Annotated in this window: 12 protein-coding genes; 10 read left to right on the forward strand and 2 right to left on the reverse strand. The window is 60.0% G+C overall.

The features are described 5' to 3' along the window. Window positions 1–586 precede the first annotated feature (586 nt). The 7 genes from ygeW (at window position 587) to ACRAUW_RS05535 (ending at window position 9,421) form a co-directional block, all read left to right on the forward strand. Complete coding sequence (ygeW, locus tag ACRAUW_RS05505; protein ID WP_058051514.1) at window positions 587–1,774, forward strand: knotted carbamoyltransferase YgeW; 1,188 nt, start codon at window positions 587–589, stop codon at window positions 1,772–1,774. Window positions 1,775–1,912: 138 nt separating this feature from the next. Next, window positions 1,913–3,112 (forward strand): diaminopropionate ammonia-lyase, encoded by a 1,200-nt coding sequence (dpaL, locus tag ACRAUW_RS05510; RefSeq protein ID WP_431361482.1) that lies wholly within the window; start codon window positions 1,913–1,915, stop codon window positions 3,110–3,112. Between the two features lie 140 nt (window positions 3,113–3,252). Further along, complete coding sequence (locus tag ACRAUW_RS05515) at window positions 3,253–4,470, forward strand: YgeY family selenium metabolism-linked hydrolase (RefSeq protein WP_431361483.1); 1,218 nt, start codon at window positions 3,253–3,255, stop codon at window positions 4,468–4,470. A 119-nt stretch (window positions 4,471–4,589) separates the two neighbouring features. Next, window positions 4,590–6,014, forward strand: a complete 1,425-nt coding sequence (gene hydA, locus ACRAUW_RS05520) for a dihydropyrimidinase (protein ID WP_431361484.1) — start codon at window positions 4,590–4,592, stop codon at window positions 6,012–6,014. 95 nt (window positions 6,015–6,109) lie between these two features. Further along, window positions 6,110–7,042, forward strand: a complete 933-nt coding sequence (gene arcC / locus ACRAUW_RS05525; protein ID WP_431361485.1) for a carbamate kinase — start codon at window positions 6,110–6,112, stop codon at window positions 7,040–7,042. Window positions 7,043–7,252: 210 nt separating this feature from the next. Next, window positions 7,253–8,176, forward strand: a complete 924-nt coding sequence (locus ACRAUW_RS05530; RefSeq protein WP_431361486.1) for a DMT family transporter — start codon at window positions 7,253–7,255, stop codon at window positions 8,174–8,176. A gap of 159 nt (window positions 8,177–8,335) precedes the next feature. Beyond that, on the forward strand, window positions 8,336–9,421 hold the full coding sequence (locus ACRAUW_RS05535) for a calcium/sodium antiporter (protein WP_431361487.1): 1,086 nt from the start codon (window positions 8,336–8,338) through the stop codon (window positions 9,419–9,421). Between the two features lie 107 nt (window positions 9,422–9,528). On the opposite strand, the gene yqeB is transcribed toward ACRAUW_RS05535, so the two are convergent. Both yqeB and yqeC read right to left on the reverse strand, forming a co-directional pair. Next, on the reverse strand, window positions 9,529–11,121 hold the full coding sequence (yqeB, locus tag ACRAUW_RS05540; protein WP_431361488.1) for a selenium-dependent molybdenum cofactor biosynthesis protein YqeB: 1,593 nt from the start codon (window positions 11,119–11,121) through the stop codon (window positions 9,529–9,531). A gap of 38 nt (window positions 11,122–11,159) precedes the next feature. Beyond that, window positions 11,160–11,996 (reverse strand): selenium cofactor biosynthesis protein YqeC, encoded by an 837-nt coding sequence (gene yqeC / locus ACRAUW_RS05545; protein WP_431361489.1) that lies wholly within the window; start codon window positions 11,994–11,996, stop codon window positions 11,160–11,162. 1 nt (window position 11,997) lies between these two features. Between yqeC and mocA the strand changes: the two genes are divergently transcribed. The 3 genes from mocA (at window position 11,998) to ssnA (ending at window position 17,435) form a co-directional block, all read left to right on the forward strand. Further along, window positions 11,998–12,645: a molybdenum cofactor cytidylyltransferase gene (gene mocA / locus ACRAUW_RS05550; RefSeq protein WP_431361490.1), complete on the forward strand. Its 648-nt coding sequence runs from the start codon at window positions 11,998–12,000 to the stop codon at window positions 12,643–12,645. A gap of 320 nt (window positions 12,646–12,965) precedes the next feature. Next, window positions 12,966–16,076 carry a putative selenate reductase subunit YgfK gene (gene ygfK, locus ACRAUW_RS05555; RefSeq protein ID WP_431361491.1) on the forward strand — a complete coding sequence of 1,037 codons (3,111 nt, stop codon included), beginning with the start codon at window positions 12,966–12,968 and terminating at the stop codon, window positions 16,074–16,076. A 30-nt stretch (window positions 16,077–16,106) separates the two neighbouring features. Continuing rightward, complete coding sequence (gene ssnA, locus ACRAUW_RS05560; RefSeq protein ID WP_431361492.1) at window positions 16,107–17,435, forward strand: putative aminohydrolase SsnA; 1,329 nt, start codon at window positions 16,107–16,109, stop codon at window positions 17,433–17,435. Window positions 17,436–17,514: the final 79 nt, after the last annotated feature.

The raw sequence follows: 17,514 nt of genomic DNA on the forward strand, positions 1-17,514 counted from the left end.
AGTCATGCAGGTTCATCCGCGCAGTTGCGGCAGTGAACAACGGCCTCTCCTGAGCATCCGAGACAGATGCGCAGCTGGCGTATTCACGTTAGCACCTTGGGCCAACCGCGCCCAGCGATGTGGCCGGAAAATAAGGTGAGAGGTGATTCGTGCGGGGAGCGAAGGGGAGACGAGATAGCAGTGTCAACGCTGGAGAGATCCTTCCAAGAGAAAAGGTGTTGCGGGCATTATCATAATGATAACGGCAGCCCCGCCGATATCATTTCAGCCCCTGAGACTGGCCTTTGATGATAATTATCACCGACGCCGAGATATCGCCTCTGATTATTATCACCTTGCTATTTTATGGCCTGGCTGATCTGCTCACCTTTTTATGGATTAAATCGCTGAAATAGCCGCTGATTTTGTGGGTGGCATCACACACTTTGGCCATTTATTAATATCTGCCTGCATTTTATTGGTTTGGCACGGTTATTGATTGCCTCATATCGACGCTAACCGACGCGCTCACCCACAACCGGGATGCTGGTGACATCGTGAGTGAAAGGGGAGCTATCCATATCTCATCCAATGATTGGGGCGAACGATGAAAGCAGTTAACGAATTAATCAAAGAGATCAGAGCACTCAAATCCAACCTGCATGAAAAAGATTTTCTGCTGACCTGGGAGCAGACTCCTCAGGAGCTGGAGCTGGTATTAAAACTGGCTGAATCTCTCAAGACTCTGCGCGCTGAAAATATCTCTACCAAGCTGTTTAACAGCGGGCTCGGTATCTCGGTTTTCCGCGATAACTCCACCCGAACCCGCTTCTCTTACGCCTCTGCGCTGAACCTGCTCGGTCTGGCCCAGCAGGATCTGGATGAGGGCAAATCCCAGATCGCCCACGGTGAAACGGTCCGTGAGACCGCCAACATGATCTCCTTCTGTGCCGATGCCATCGGCATCCGTGACGACATGTTCCTCGGTGCCGGTAACGCCTATATGCGCGAAGTGGGCGCGGCACTGGATGAAGGGTTCGAGAAGGGGGTACTGCCCCAGCGTCCGGCACTGGTCAACCTGCAGTGCGACATTGATCACCCGACCCAGTCGATGGCTGATCTCGCCTGGTTGCAGGAGCACTTCGGCAGCCTGGAGAGCCTCAAGGGCAAGAAGATTGCCATGACCTGGGCCTACTCCCCGAGCTACGGCAAGCCGCTCTCCGTGCCCCAGGGCATCATCGGCCTGATGACCCGCTTCGGTATGGACGTGACCCTTGCCCATCCGGAAGGGTATGACCTGATCCCGGACGTGATCGAAGTGGCCAAGGAGAATGCCAAGGCCTCCGGCGGCAGCTTCCGTCAGGTCACCTCCATGGAAGAGGCGTTCAAGGACGCGGATATCGTCTATCCCAAGTCCTGGGCCCCCTACAAGGTGATGGAGCAGCGCACCGAACTGCTGCGTGCCAACGACCACGCCGGCCTGAAAGATCTGGAGAAACATTGCCTGGAGCAGAACGCCAAGCACAAGGATTGGCACTGCACCGAGGAGATGATGAAGCTCACCAAGGGGGGCGAAGCGCTCTATATGCACTGCCTGCCCGCCGATATTTCCGGTGTCTCCTGCAAAGAGGGTGAGGTGACCGAAGGGGTATTCGAGAAATACCGTATTGCCACTTACAAAGAGGCGAGCTGGAAGCCCTATATTATCGCTGCGATGATCATGGCCCGTAAATTCTCCGCCCCGGCAGAAACCTTGGAGAATCTGATTAAAGAGGCGCAAAAGCGCGTTAAATAAATAGTAGTGTGGGCAGGGTGAATATTCATCCTGCCCACGCTGTCGAATCCATTATTTCGAGTTTTCTCCCCGTGGTATCTGAATAACGGATCTCCCGGCGAGGCAGCTCTTTGTCAGGTAACGCCTAGTGAGGTAAGCATGTCCCAATTTTCGCTGAAGATGGATATTGCCGATAACCGCTTTTTTACCGCCGAGCCATCTCCGCTGTTTTCTCGCGCCGAAGCACAAAAGGCTCGCGCTTTTCATAAAAAACTGGCCGGTTATGAACCGACTCCCCTGTGCGACCTGAAAGATCTGGCCGCCTATATCGGGGTGAAAAATATATTGGTCAAGGACGAGTCAAAGCGCTTTGGCCTCAATGCCTTCAAGATGCTGGGTGGCGTTTATGCCATCGCCAACCTGCTCTGTGAAAAATACGGGGTGGCCATCGAGGATTTCTCCTTCGATCTCATCAAACGCACCATCAAGGAGCCGATGACCTTCGCCACTACCACAGATGGCAACCACGGTCGTGGCGTTGCCTGGGCCGCCAAGCAGGTGGGTCAGCATGCGGTGGTCTACATGCCCAAGGGCTCTGCCCAGGAGCGGGTTGACCATATCCTCAATCTCGGTGCCGAGTGCATCGTCACCGACATGAACTATGACGACACCGTGCGCCTGACCATGAAGATGGCGGAAGAGCGCGGCTGGCACATAGTGCAGGACACCGCCTGGGAGGGCTACACCAAGATCCCGACCTGGATCATGCAGGGTTACTCCACGCTGGCCGACGAAGCGGTCGAGCAGATGCAGGCCATGGGCATCAAGCAACCGACTCACGTACTGCTGCAGGCTGGCGTCGGGGCGCTGGCGGGCGGGGTGCTCGGTTATCTGGTGGACTGCTTCGGGGCGAAAAACCTGCACAGTATCGTGGTCGAGCCGGATCAGGCCGACTGCATCTACCGCTCCGGCGTGGCGGGGGAGATGGTCAACGTGGGGGGCGATATGCGCACCATCATGGCCGGTCTCGCCTGTGGCGAACCCAACCCCCTTGGTTGGCCACTGCTCAGAAGCTGCACCACCCAGTTCATCTCCTGCCACGACAAGGTGTCGGCACTGGGAATGAGAGTGCTTGGCAATCCCCTGGGCAATGACCCCCGCATCATCTCCGGCGAATCCGGCTCGGTCGGTACCGGCGTGCTGGCGGCGGTGCGTCACCACCCGGATCGCGCGGCGCTGATGGAACGTCTTGGGCTAAGTCGCGACTCCGTGGTGCTGATCATCAACACCGAAGGGGACACCGATGTGAAGCACTACCGGGAAGTGGTGTGGGAAGGCAAACACCCGGCCTGCGAGTAATTCCCGTAGCGGGCCACTCCCTGCGAGAGCAGAGACACGAATTAAAGAACTGATCGCGCCTCGCCAACGGGGCGCGGTAACGGGCACAGGGCGCTGCCGACGAACAGGCCGCGCACTCTCAGTTGTTATGGAGAATCACAATGAGCAAGCAAATTCCGTTTGAAATGGTGTTGGAGAAGGCCTACCAGTACAAGGCCGAGATGAGTCAGTTCCTGCGCGACATGATCGCCATCCCGAGCGAGAGCTGCGATGAAGAGCGCGTCGTGCTGCGCATCAAGCAGGAGATGGAGAAGGTTGGCTTTGACAAGGTCGAGATCGACCCCATGGGCAACGTGCTGGGCTATATCGGCCACGGCCCGCACCTGATCGCCATGGATGCCCACATCGATACCGTGGGCGTCGGCAACATGGCCAACTGGAAGTTCGACCCCTATGAGGGGATGGAAGATCACGAGATCATCGGTGGTCGTGGCGCATCTGACCAAGAAGGCGGCATGGCCTCCATGGTCTATGCGGGCAAGATCATCAAGGATCTGGGGCTGGAAGATCAGTACACCCTGCTGGTGACCGGTACCGTACAGGAGGAGGATTGCGATGGCCTCTGCTGGCAGTACATCATCGAGCAGAGCAAGATCCGCCCCGAGTTCGTGGTCAGTACCGAGCCGACCGACTGCCAGATCTACCGTGGCCAGCGTGGCCGCATGGAGATCCGCGTCGAGGTGCAGGGTGTCAGCTGCCACGGCTCCGCGCCGGAGCGCGGTGACAACGCCATCTTCAAGATGGGCCCGATCCTGGGTGAGTTGCAGGAGCTGAGCCACAACCTTGGCAATGACGACTTCCTCGGCAAGGGCACCCTGACCGTTTCCGAGATCTTCTTCACTTCGCCAAGCCGCTGCGCCGTGGCGGATAGCTGCGCTGTCTCCATCGACCGCCGCCTCACCTGGGGTGAAACCTGGCAAGGGGCGCTGGACGAGATCCGCGCCCTGCCTGCGGTGCAAGCCGCCGGTGCCGAAGTCTCCATGTACCAGTACGATCGTCCGGCCTATACCGGTCTGGTCTACCCGACCGAGTGCTACTTCCCGACCTGGAAAGTGGAAGAGGATCACATCACCGTCAAGACCCTCTCCAAGGCGTACACCCAGCTGTTCAACAAGGCGCCGGTGGTGGACAAGTGGACCTTCTCGACCAACGGGGTCTCCATCATGGGTCGCCACGGTATTCCGGTCATCGGCTTTGGCCCGGGTAAAGAGCCGGAAGCCCACGCGCCGAACGAGAAGACCTGGAAAGAGCATCTGGTCAAGTGCGCCGCCATGTACGCAGTGATCCCCATGCTCTATCTGGCCGAGCTGGACAAGTAAGGGGTCTGCCGGGCGGTGACTGCCATCGCCGCCCGGCTGTGGCAAATGTGGCAAGTGCCCCGTCAGTGTTGAGGCGGGGCCTTGCTGTTTGAAGGGAAGAGACATTCGAGGTGGTGGGGATGAAACGGCTGCTCAAGAACGGCGTGCTGGTCGATGCACAGGGTGAATATCGTCAGGATCTGCTGATCGAGAACGGGGTGATCCGTGCCCGTGCCGCCGATATCCAGCCCGATGGCGAGACCGAGCTGATCGATGCCAGCGGTTGCTATGTGATGCCGGGTGGCATCGACGTCCATACCCACTTCAACATCGACGTGGGCATAGCCCGCAGTTGCGATGATTTTTTCAGCGGTACCCGTGCCGCCGCCTGTGGTGGCACCACCACCATCGTCGATCACATGGGATTTGGCCCGGCGGGGTGCAATCTGCATCACCAGCTGGCCCGCTATCACGATTACGCTGCCGATCAGGCGGTGATCGACTACAGCTTTCACGGCGTGATCCAGCATGTGGATGACGCCATCCTCAATGAAATGGCCGCCATGGTGCAGGAGGAGGGGATCAGCAGCTTCAAGCTCTATCTCACCTACCAGTACAAGCTGGGAGACCATGACGTGCTGCGCGCGTTGGCCCGCCTCAAGGAGGTGGGGGCGCTTGCCACCGTCCATCCCGAGAACGATGCCGCCATCGTGGCGCGCCGTGCGGCCCTGTTGGCTGCGGGCCATCATGAACCCTGGTATCACCCGCAAAGCCGCCCGCTGGAGTGCGAAGCCGAGGCGGTGGCCCGGATGATCAATCTGGCGGGGCTCGCGGGCAATGCGCCGCTCTATATCGTCCATCTTTCCAACGGTTTGGGGCTGGAGTATCTGAAACTGGCGCGCCGTCAGGGCCAACCAGTCTGGGTGGAGACCTGCCCGCAATACCTGCTGCTCGATGATTCCTGCTACTACCGTGAAAACGGGGTCGACTTCCTTCTCAGTCCGCCGCTGCGCTCACGCCGCGAGCAGGACAAGCTGTGGGTCGGCATCGCTGCTGGCGACATCGATACGGTGGCGACCGATCACTGCAACTTCTCCCACGCCCAGCGTATGACCCTCTCGGGGGGCGATTTCAGCCGCTGCCCCAACGGCCTGCCCGGGGTCGAAAACCGGATGTTGCTGCTGTTTGCCCACGGGGTGCTCGGCGGGCGCATCTCACCATCGCGCTTCGTGGCCCTCACCAGCGCCCACTCGGCCAAGTTGTTCGGTCTCTGGCCGCGCAAGGGCAATCTGCAACCGGGGTCTGACGCCGATCTGGTGTTGATGGATCCCCGTGGTGAGACCCAGATCCGTCATGCCGCGCTGCACGACAATGGCGACTACAGCCCCTACGAGGGGATGCGCTGCCCTGGCCGGATCAGGATGACCCTCAGTCGCGGCGAGATAGTGGCCCGCGACGGCGAGTTTCTGGGGCAACGTGGTCACGGCCGGTTTTTGGCCAGAGCGCCATTCGATCCGGCGTTGGCGCCGGAGCTGCACTCGCCTTGCCCCGCGGTGGCAGGCTGACAATCAGTTCAAAACTCGCAAATCAGCAAGCTTATGTGAACAACGAAAGGTGGGTCGGTATCGCGCCGGCTTGTCCCCTCACTGGAGATAACAAGATGAAACAGAGAATCGTACTGGCCCTTGGTGGCAATGCGCTGGGTAACAACCTGCCCGAGCAGATGAAGGCGGTGCAGAGCACGGCGGGCACCATTGCCGACCTGATTGCCCAGGGGCATGAGGTGGTGGTCACCCACGGCAACGGGCCGCAAGTGGGAATGATCCAGCAGGCGTTCGAGGTGGCGGCCCGCCACGAGCCGAAATCACCCCATCTGCCCATGTCGGTCTGTGTGGCCCTGAGTCAGGGCTATATCGGTTATGACTTGCAAAACGCCCTGCGCGAAGCCTTGCTGGCGCGTGGTATTCACAAGCCTGTCGCCACCCTGGTGACCCAGGTTGAGGTGGATAAAAACGATCCCGCCTTTCAGGACCCGAGCAAGCCCATCGGCGGCTTCTTCAGCAAGGCCGAGGCCGAGGCATTGATGGCCAAGGGCGAGCGGCTCAAAGAGGATGCCGGTCGCGGTTATCGCCGGGTGGTCGCATCTCCCAAACCCGTTGATATCATCGAGAAGGAGACCGTCTCTGCCATGCTGGCCGCCGGTCAGGTGGTGATCACCGTCGGTGGCGGCGGCATTCCGGTGCTACGGGAGGGCAATCACCTGCGCGGTGCCAGCGCGGTGATCGACAAGGATTGGGCCAGTGCCAAGCTGGCGGAGCTCATTGACGCCGACATGCTGATCATCCTCACCGCGGTGGAGAAGGTCGCCATCAACTTCGGCAAGCCCGAGGTACAGTGGCTCGATCAGCTGAGTGTGGCCGATGCCAACAGCTTTATCGCCCAGGGGCAGTTTGCCAAAGGATCCATGCTGCCCAAGGTGGAGGCGGCGCTCTCGTTCGCCACCTCCCTGCCGGGGCGCAAATCCCTTATCACCCTGCTGGAGAAGGCCGCCGAGGGGATCGCTGGCAAAACAGGTACCGTGATCAGCCTGTAACGAGCTACGCGATGACGGGTTGATAGACAGGGGGCCTCGGCCCCCTGTTGTTTTGGGCTCTGGCACGACTGTGGCTGAGGTCGATTTACCAATAGTCTACTTGGCCGTAAGGAATGGCCAGCTCGCCAGCACAGGGGTAAGATGGCTATCCCGAGCAGGGGTTGGCCCACCGGAACAAAAGGCGAAAGGCAGAGCAATGCGTGGTGAGAGATGAGTGGAAAGATCAATATGGCGGCGCTGGTGGGGCTTGTTCTGCTCACCGCCATCTGGAGTTACAGCTGGATCGTGATGAAGCAGGTGATGCTCTACGCGGGGGCCTTCGAGTTCACCGCCCTGCGCTGCCTGTGCGGATCTCTGGTGCTGCTGCTGGTGCTGGCCCTGCGTGGCCGTCGTTATCTCAGGCCCACCCCGTTTCGCTATACCCTGGCCATCGCCCTGTTCCAGACCTGCGGCATGATGGGGTTGGCCCAGTGGGCGCTCATTAGCGGCGGGGCGGGCAAGGTGGCCATTTTGAGTTACACCATGCCGTTCTGGGTGGTGATCTTCGCGGCGCTCTTTCTCGGCGAGCGGATGCGCAAGCTGCACTATCTGGCGGTCGGGGTGGCGGGCTGCGGGCTGCTGTTGGTGATCCAGCCCTGGCAACTGCACCTTGAATCTCTCAAGAGCGCCCTCCTGGCGATCCTCTCCGGCATCTGCTGGGGGATCAGCGCTATCATTGCCAAGCGGATGTATGTCCGTCACCCCGGGGTGGATCTGATGTCCCTCACCGCCTGGCAGATGATCTACGCCACCCTGGTGATGGCGCTGGTGGCGGCGCTGGTACCTGAGCGCCCCATCGACTGGCAGCCTTACGTGATAGGAGCGCTGGCCTACAGCGCCATCTTCGCCACGGCACTGGCCTGGAGCCTCTGGCTGTTCGTGCTGAAAAAGCTGCCAGCCGGGATCGCCAGCCTCAGCACTCTGGCGGTGCCGGTAACCGGCGTGCTGCTCTCCTGGTGGCTGCTGGGGGAAAACCCGGGGCCGGTGGAGGGGAGCGGCATCGCCCTTATCGTGCTGGCACTGCTGGTGATCAGCCGTAAGGGCAAGCGCTCCGTGGTGTCGGTGGCGGGGGAGACCCGCATCAAGCACGGTTGAGTGGTGACTGGGCTGCCAGTGGCACGATAAACGGTACTCAAAAGAGCTCGCGACAGGGGGTGGCCCCTCGTTACAATGGCGTGGTCTGACTGTGCTGGAGCACAGGTATCTGATTTATTGTGATTATTTCAACGAACCTAACGGCAAGGATGAGACCGTATGATGACGCTGGTGTGGTTGGCTGTAGGCCTGGTGTGTCTTGTAGTGGGGGCCGAATCTCTGGTGCGGGGCGCATCTCGCCTCGCCACCATGATGGGGATATCGCCACTGGTGGTGGGATTGACCATAGTGGCCTTTGGGACCAGTGCTCCCGAGCTGGCGGTGAGCATCCAGTCTGGCCTCGAGGGGCAGGCGGGGATAGCTGTGGGGAACGTGGTCGGCAGCAATATTTTCAACGTGCTGTTTATTTTAGGTATTTCGGCACTGATCGTACCGTTGACCGTCTCCCAGCAACTGGTACGTCTCGATGTGCCCTTGATGATAGTGATCTCTTTTCTGGTGTTGTTGCTGGGTTACGATGGCCGTATTACGCCACTGGAAGGGGCTCTGCTGTTTGCCGGCATCATCACCTACACCGTGTTCCTCTTTGTCCAGAGTCGACGGGAAAACAAAGCGGTGCAGGCGGAGTACGAGCAGGAGTTTGGTACCCGTGAAGCGAGTACGGCGGGCAACTGGTTGCGTAATCTGCTCTTTATTGCCGCAGGTCTGGGTCTGCTGATCCTCGGCTCCCGCCTGCTGGTTGGCAGTGCGGTGGAGATTGCCCACTACTTCGGGGTGAGCGATCTGATCATCGGCTTGACCATAGTGGCGGCCGGTACCTCCTTGCCCGAAGTAGTGACCTCCATCGTTGCAGCCCTGCGCGGTGAGCGGGATATCGCGGTGGGCAACGTGGTGGGCAGCAATATCTTCAACATTCTCTGCGTACTGGGGCTCACCTCCATCGTCACTCCCGGAGGGCTCGAGGTGTCAGCCACCGCCTTGCAGTTCGATATTCCGGTGATGATTGCGGTGGCACTCGCCTGCCTGCCCATCTTCTTTACCGGTTACACCATCGCCCGCTGGGAAGGGGCGCTGTTTCTGGCCTACTACATCGGCTATACCTGCTGGCTGATCCTCCACGCTACATCCAGTCCGTTACAAGGTCAGTTCAGTGCAGCGCTAACCGGTTTTGTGCTGCCGCTGACCGCCATCACTCTGGTGGTGCTGGCGGTGCGGGCCTGGCGTTTGCAACGAACCCGGTTGTGATGCAGGTTCCCCTGATGTAAAGGGAGCTATATCAACCGACAGGTCGAAAAAGCCCCACCATCACGGTGGGGCTTTTGCTTGGTGATTAGGGAGGATGCGCTGAGCCGTTATCGGCGTTTGGCAAGATGCATCATGGCTTCCAGCACGGCGCCGCCGATAGCGCGGGCCTTGTCAGAGACGGTGGTAGCATCGGCGCGCTCGCCTCTGGGGTCGATGTCACCGATCTTGAAGCCGACGGTCACCTCGATGCCATCGCTGAGCAATCCCCGCACCATGCCGGAGAGCGGCGCTATGATGGGAGCGTCCCCCACGTGGGCGATCACGTCTCCTTCCTGCACCAGATCGCCGAGCTGGATCAGGCTCTTCATCACCCCGGCGACGGGGGCACGTACCACCCGGCGGGCGGAGTGCCCCTCGATCACCCCGGGAATGCCGGTGTTGGGCTGGGCGGGGCCCTGATAGATGACCCGCCCCAGATGGTGACCTCGGTTGGTCTCGATCACCGCATCGCAGTCGCGCCCCGCCTCAAAGCCCGGGCCAAGGGCCACCGTAATGGGAGCCATCTCCTTGTGGGTGCCGAGATTCTGCTTGGCGAGGATGGCATCCACCAGATAGCGGGGCTTGAGTTCGGCAAGGGTGGCACCGTCGGGGTCAACCAGCAGCGGAATAATGCCCCGATCCAGCAGCTCGAACGCCTGCTCGACGCTCTCGACCCGCTTGGCACACACTCCCTCGACACTGGTTTCACCGTCGAACATCCCCTGAGCGAAGGCAACGGTGCGGCGGATCACCGTGGGTTTGTCGAGATCCAGCATCACAACTTTGAATCCCGCATTGTGCAGGCGCAGCGCCACCCCGGTGGCGATATCGCCGGAGCCGCGCATCACCACCAGTTGATCCCGCTTGAGGCGCACATCATCCTGCATCAGACCGCCTGCCTTGCCGTTTTTCACCTGCAACAACTCGGCGAGAATGCTGATGGCGATCTCCTCGGGGGTTTCGGCGCCGATGTTGTAACCGATGGGGGCGTGCAACTGCTGCAGTTGCTCCTGGCTCACCCCTTGCTGGCGCAGGGCCTGGGTGAAGGTCTGCACCTTGCGCTTGCTGGCGAGCAGCCCCAGATAGGCTAGGGGGCGATTGATGAGCCGCTCCAGCGCCTCCTTGTCCTGATGGTTGGTGGCGATGATAACGAAGTTGGCGGGCTCGATGGCCAGCGCCTCGATCACCGCGCTGATGCTGTCGGCCTGCACCAGATGGGTACCGGCCGGGAAGAGGTCAGGGTTGAGGCTCCCCTCAAAGCAATCCCCTACATGGACATCAAAGCCGAGCGGCGCCGCAGCATGGGCCAGCGCCCGGTTGACGTGACCGGCACCGATTAATACCAGCCGGGGGCGCAGGCCATAAACATCGATATAGACCGACATGGCGCCGCCGCAATCCGACCCCACCGCATGCTCGCCGTTGCGCGCCATCCGGCCATGGAAGATGCGGGGCTTGCGCTCGGCAATGGCAGCCCTAGCTTCTTCGATCACCAGCCGCTCGATCATGCCGCCGCCGATAGTGCCGAAGATCTGGCCATCGGCCATCACCAGCATCTGAGCCTGATGGCGCGGGGTGGATCCGCGGCTCTCGATGATCTGGGCCATGGCAAATGGAGTGTTTTCCTGTTCCAGTCGGGCTGCGTGTGCAAACAGATTCATAAGGTACCTCTTCTTATCCTTAAAACATCAGGGGTGGGCTAAAGCGCCTCCCCGTGAGGAGCTGTGCAGATCAGGTGACGGATGGGGGGGGATTCGCGCACGGCCCCCTGCCAGATGGCATGGATCTCGGGGTGGCAGCTCTGCAGCTTTATCAATTCCACCAGCCACAACGCCTCATTTTGATAATCCCCATTGATAAACCAGAGCCGGCGCGCCCCGGCCGGGGTGCCCTTGAACAACCCCTCGGGGTGTGAGAGCAGCTGCTCAAACAGGGCCCAGTCGAGGGGGGCACCGGCCTCTATCCCGCACAGGGTCTGGAGTTCGGCCCAGCGGTGGATCTGCTGCGGGTCGGCCTTGGCCCCCACCATGGCGCCGCCCGTCAGGGCGATCACCCAATCACTGCTCTGGGGAATGCAAGGTTCGTGCAAAGCGGGCACTTTCAATAACTTGTGATTGGCGCCATCCGCCTCGACCAGAATAAGATCGAAGCGCTGCTGCCCCTTGATGAGATCAATCTGCTGGGGCGTAGGACCCGCCACCTTTCCGGTGCGCTCGTCGAGATGGCTGAACAGGGCAACCAGCGCCGGGCCATCCGGTAGCGCCTGACAACGGGTAAGTTGACGAACGGGATCCGTCTCGATAATCAATTCCCGATAGTGTGACGGGGCAGGCAGAAACATCCGGGTGGTGGTGGTAATTAGCACCCTTTTACCCTGGTTATAAAAAAATTCCGCCAGCCAGAACAGGGTGCTGGTTTTTCCACCGGCGCCGCAGAGGCTAATTAAGGTGGTATGGCTATCAATATTTTTGATGAGCGGGTTTAATAGTGAATCTATATCTGGAAATGTGACAGCAACAACGTGTGGTAGCGACATAATGACGACCAAAATAAATATCGAAGGGAGTGGAAAACAACGTTGCCAGGAACAAGTGCCGTGTGACTGTATAATAACGGCGGCGGGTTTATCTTCCCGAATGGGTACCTGGAAAATGATGCTACCTTATTGCCAGGGGACAATGCTTGATGCAAGTCTCAAAAATGCCCTGGCTTTTTGTCAGCGGGTTATTCTGGTGGTGGGCCATCGTGGCGAGGAGCTTGAAGCGCGCTACGGATCACGGCTGGATATTGTTGTCGTCCACAACCCCGACTATCGGCAGGGGCTGGGCAGTTCCATCCGCTGCGCCCTGGCGGCCAGTGACGCTGACTACCTCTTTATCAGTCACGGGGATCTGCCCTGTATCCCGCGCGTGGTCTATCAACAGCTATGGCAGACACGGGGCTGTGAGGCACTCTTTCCCACCTGGCAGGGGGAGGCGGGCCATCCGGTGTTGCTGCCAAAATCCCTTGCTCGTGAGCTGGCAGCGGCTCCGGTGCAGCCATCGGTACGGCGCTGGTTACAAGCGCATCAGCACCGTATGGTGCCAGTCGACAGTCCCGCCATCCTGTTTGATGTGGATACCCCGGTGCGCTATCGGGCGCTGCTGGACAGCACGCTGGAAAATGAGACAGAGTGCGCTAAATAACCTCGTTGTAAAAAGATAACGGGGAGATAAATGGCGTATCAAAGTGATATTTCTCGCACTTGATCTGATAGGGCGAGCTCTTTTTAATCAACATGGTAAGTAAATTCCAGAGTGATTGATAACTACTCGCAATACCCATGGTGGTGGTATCGAAGAATTCCCTCATTAATTGGAGCTGCCTCACGCTTTCACCCTAAAAAATAGTTATGTGGCTGGTATGGCCTGATAGTTGCTCCTCTCCTTGCCAAGGGGTAAAGCCCGTGCGGGATACCCTATTTATTCATGCTGCCAATGGGCAGAACAGCTGCAAGGAGATTGCCATGGGCGATATTATGCGACCCGTTCCCTTCAAGAACCTGCTGACCCGTATTTTTGCGGAATATAAAGCGAGTCAGACTATTTTCGGTATTCCCGCCGCGCAATTTTATCGCAAGCAGGACGAGCGCAAGATCAAGGTGTTCGGTGAAACCTGCGAGACCCCCATTGGCCCTGCAGCCGGCCCCCATACCCAGTTGGCCCAGAATATCGTCACCTCCTGGCTGACCGGCGGGCGCTTTATCGAGCTCAAGACGGTGCAGATCCTGGACCGTCTCGAACTGGCAAAGCCCTGCATCGATGCCGAAGACGAGTGCTTCAACACCGAGTGGTCCACCGAGTTCACCCTGCCCAAGGCGTTTGACGAGTACCTGAAGGCCTGGTTTGCCCTCTACTTGCTGGAAGAGGTGTTCGACCCGCGCCTCGACGGAGAGGCCAAGTCCTTCATCTTCAACATGAGCGTGGGTTACAACCTCGACGGCATCAAACAGCCACCGATGCAGCAGTTTATCCACAGCCTGATGGATGCAAGCCAAAGTCCGAAATTTGCCGAGTACCAGCAGGTGTTGCGCGAGCTGGTGGTCGATGAGCAGTTTATCGCCGAGCTGGGACTGGGGGCGCGGCGTGATCGCCTGCAACAGCTGGTGGATCGTATCCCGGCCAATCTGGTGCACGGCGTTACCCTCTCCACCATGCACGGCTGCCCGCCTAACGAAATTGAGGCCATCTGCCGCTACATGCTGGAAGAGAAGGGGCTCAACACTTTCGTCAAATTGAACCCGACCCTGCTGGGCTACCCGCGGGTGCGCGAGATCCTCGATACCTGCGGCTTTGATTACATTGGTCTGAGCGAAGAGTCGTTCGATCACGACCTCAAGCTGGATCAGGCCAAAGGGATGCTGGTTCGTCTGATGGCGCTGGGGGCCGAGAAGGGGCTCACCTTTGGGGTGAAACTCACCAACACCCTTGGCACCATCAACCGCAAAGGGGCGCTGCCCGGCGATGAGATGTACATGTCCGGCCGGGCGCTGTTCCCGCTCTCCATCAACGTAGCTGCCGTGCTGTCTCGCGCCTTCGATGGCAAGCTGCCCATCTCCTACTCGGGCGGTGCCAGCAAGTTCAACATCGCCGAGATCTTCGAGACCGGTATTCGTCCCATCACCATGGCCACCGACCTGCTGAAACCGGGTGGCTACCTGCGCCAGATCGAGTGCCTCAAAGAGATCGACGCCTCCGACAGCTGGGGCATGAGTCAGGTGGATGTGGCCAAGCTGGAAGCGCTTGCCGCCAAGGCCCTCACCATGGATTACACCCAGAAGGAGTGGAAGTCCGACGATCGCATCGAAGTGGGCGGCGGCCTGCCGATGACCGACTGCTACGTGGCACCCTGCGTCACCGCCTGCGCCGTGCATCAGGATATCCCCGAGTACATTCGCCTGATGGGCGAGGGGGAGTATGTGGCGGCCCTTGAGCTGATTTATCAGCGCAACGCCTTGCCTGCCATCACCGGCCACATCTGCGATCACCAGTGCCAGTACAACTGTACCCGCCTCGACTACGACAGCGCACTCAATATCCGCGAGCTGAAAAAAGTGGCGCTGGAGCGCGGTTGGGAAGGGTACAAGGCGCGCTGGCACAAGCCGGCAGGCAGTGGTGACAAGCACCCGGTGGCGGTGATTGGCGCCGGCCCGGCCGGTCTCTCCGCCGGTTACTTCCTGGCCCGTGCCGGCCATCCGGTCACCGTGTTCGAGCGTGAAGCGGATGCCGGTGGCGTGGTCAAGCACATCATCCCCGAGTTCCGCATTCCGGCCGAGCTTATCCAGCATGACATCGACTTTGTTGCCGCCCACGGGGTCAAGTTCGAGTTTGGCTGCGATCCGGCGCTCACCGTCGACAAGCTGCACGCTCAGGGCTTTACCTATGTATTCGTCGGCATCGGCGCCGACAAGAATGGCGGCATGCGCCTCGAAGGGGGGCATGATCGGGTCTACAAGTCATTCAACTTCCTGCGCAGCTTCAATCAGGGCAAACCGCTGCCGCTGGGCCGCCATGTGGCGGTGATCGGTGCCGGCAACACCGCCATGGACTGTGCACGCGCTGCCCTCAAGGTACCCGGTGTCAGCGATGTGACCGTTATCTACCGTCGCAGCGAAAAAGAGATGCCCGCCTATCGCGAGGAGGTTCTGGAAGCGGTGGAAGATGGAGTGCGTTTCTGCTTCCTCACCAATCCGGAGCGCTTTGAGAAAGATGGCAAGCTTGTCGTGCGGATGATGGCGCTGGGGGATCCTGACGAGCAGGGCCGCCGCCGTCCGGTACCCACCGAGCAGACCGAAGTGATGCAGATGGATGCGCTGATCACCGCCATCGGCGAGCAGCCTGACTGCGAAGTGCTCAAGGCGATGGGCATTCCTCTTGGCAGCGATGGCTGGCCGGAGGTGGATACCCAGACTGGCGAAACCAGCCGTCGCAACGTCTTCCTGATCGGCGACGTGCAGAGCGGTCCGTCCTCCATCGTCGGCGCCATCGGTGGTGCCCGCCGTGCCGCAGATCTGGTGCTCTCTCGCGAGCATATCGCCAGCCAGCAGAGTGACGTGACCATCCAGCCATCGGGCAAAGAGGAGATCTACCGCCGCAAGGGCAGCATCGCCGTCACCATGGTTGACAAGAACGAGCGTGATGCCTTCGTGGCGCAAGAGGCGCACCGTTGCCTCGAGTGCAACTACCTCTGCAGCAAATGTGTGGATGTCTGCCCCAACCGGGCCAACGTCGCCATCGCGGTGCCGGGCTTCAAGGACGAGTTTCAGACCCTGCACCTGGATGCCTACTGCAACGAGTGCGGCAACTGCGCCCAGTTCTGCCCGTGGCAGGGCAAGCCCTATCAGGACAAGGTCACCATATTCAGCCTGCCCGAGGATTTCGACAACAGCCGCAACCCCGGTTTCTATCTGGCGGATGGGGGTGAGCTGCGGGTGCGTCAGGGTGGCGAGACCTATCGCCTGACCATAGATGCCCAGAGCCGTATCAAGGATGCGCCAGCGGCCCTTGGCGACATGTGCCGCATCATCAGCCATGTCCATGCTCATCACCACTACCTGCTGGGGGCCGTCGAGGCCTGAGCGAATCACGAATAAGCGAAGGAGCAAACCATGTTTATTCTGAAGAACGTCACCGCCGTCCAGCTGGAGCCGACCCGGGTGCTGGAAGGGGTGGATATCGCCATCGAAGGATCGCTTATCAAAGCGGTGGGGCCCAATCTGCGGGCCCTCTACCCGGAGGCCAACTATCGGGAGATGGGCGGCAAGCTGGTGATGCCGGGCATCGTCTGTGCCCACAACCACTTCTACTCCGGCCTGTCGCGGGGGATCATGGCCAACATCGCCCCCTGTCCGGACTTTATCTCCACCCTGAAAAACCTCTGGTGGCGGCTCGATCGGGCGCTCGATGAGGAGTCGCTCTACTACAGCGGTCTCATCTGCTCACTGGAGGCGATCAAGAGCGGTTGCAGCGCGGTGATCGACCACCACGCGTCGCCCAACTTCATCAAGGGCTCGTTGAATGTATTGCGCAAAGGGTTTGTGGAGGCGGGTCTGCGCGGCATGACCTGCTTCGAGACCACGGATCGCAACGGCGGCCTCGCCGAGCTGCAGGCCGGGGTGGAGGAGAACATCCTGTTCGCCCAACAGATCGATGCCGCCAAGGCCAAGGGGAACGAACCCTATCTGGTGGAGGCCCATATTGGCGCCCACGCCCCCTTCACCGTGCCCGATGAGGGGCTGGCCATGCTGCGCGAAGCGGTGCAGGTCACCGGTCGCGGTCTGCATATCCATGTGGCGGAAGACCGCTACGACATGGCTCACGGCCACCACCACTATGGCAAGGAGCCCATCGCCCGGCTGGACGAGTTTGGCCTTATCGACAGCAAGACCCTGATCGCTCACGGCATCTACCTGAGCCCGGCTGACATCGAGCTGCTCAACAGCCGCGATGCCTTCCTGGTGCACAACGCTCGCTCCAACATGAACAACCACGTGGGCTACAACATGCACCTGCCGGAGTACCGCAATCTGGCGCTTGGCACCGATGGCATCGGCTCCGACATGCTCGAAGAGCTCAAGTTCGCCTACTTCAAACACAAGGATGCCGGTGGTGCGCTGTGGCCCGACAGCTTTGCCCGCTTCCTCTGGAACGGCAACACCCTGCTGGAGCGCAACTTCGGCGCCAAATTTGGCCGCCTGGAGCCCGGCTACAAGGCCGACCTCACCATTTGCGACTACGACGCACCGACCCCGCTGGCGCCGCGCAACCTCGGCGGCCATCTCGTCTTTGGTATGGGATCGAACAGCGTCAACAGCGTGATGGTGGAGGGGCGCATGGTCTATCAGGACCGCGAGTTCCCGTTCGATGTCGCGCCCATTTATGAGCAGGCCAGCAAGGTGGCGAGCCGCCTGTGGCAACGGATGGATCAGCTGGCCTAAGGCCACCTTCCACAGTTTTGGACCGGATTGCCCGCCCTGTGGATTTTCCCGGCGGCGGGCAGCAAGAGTAAGGACGACA

It is taken from the genome of Aeromonas sp., assembly GCF_050633025.1.
In the GTDB taxonomy this organism is placed as follows: Bacteria; Pseudomonadota; Gammaproteobacteria; order Enterobacterales; family Aeromonadaceae; genus Aeromonas.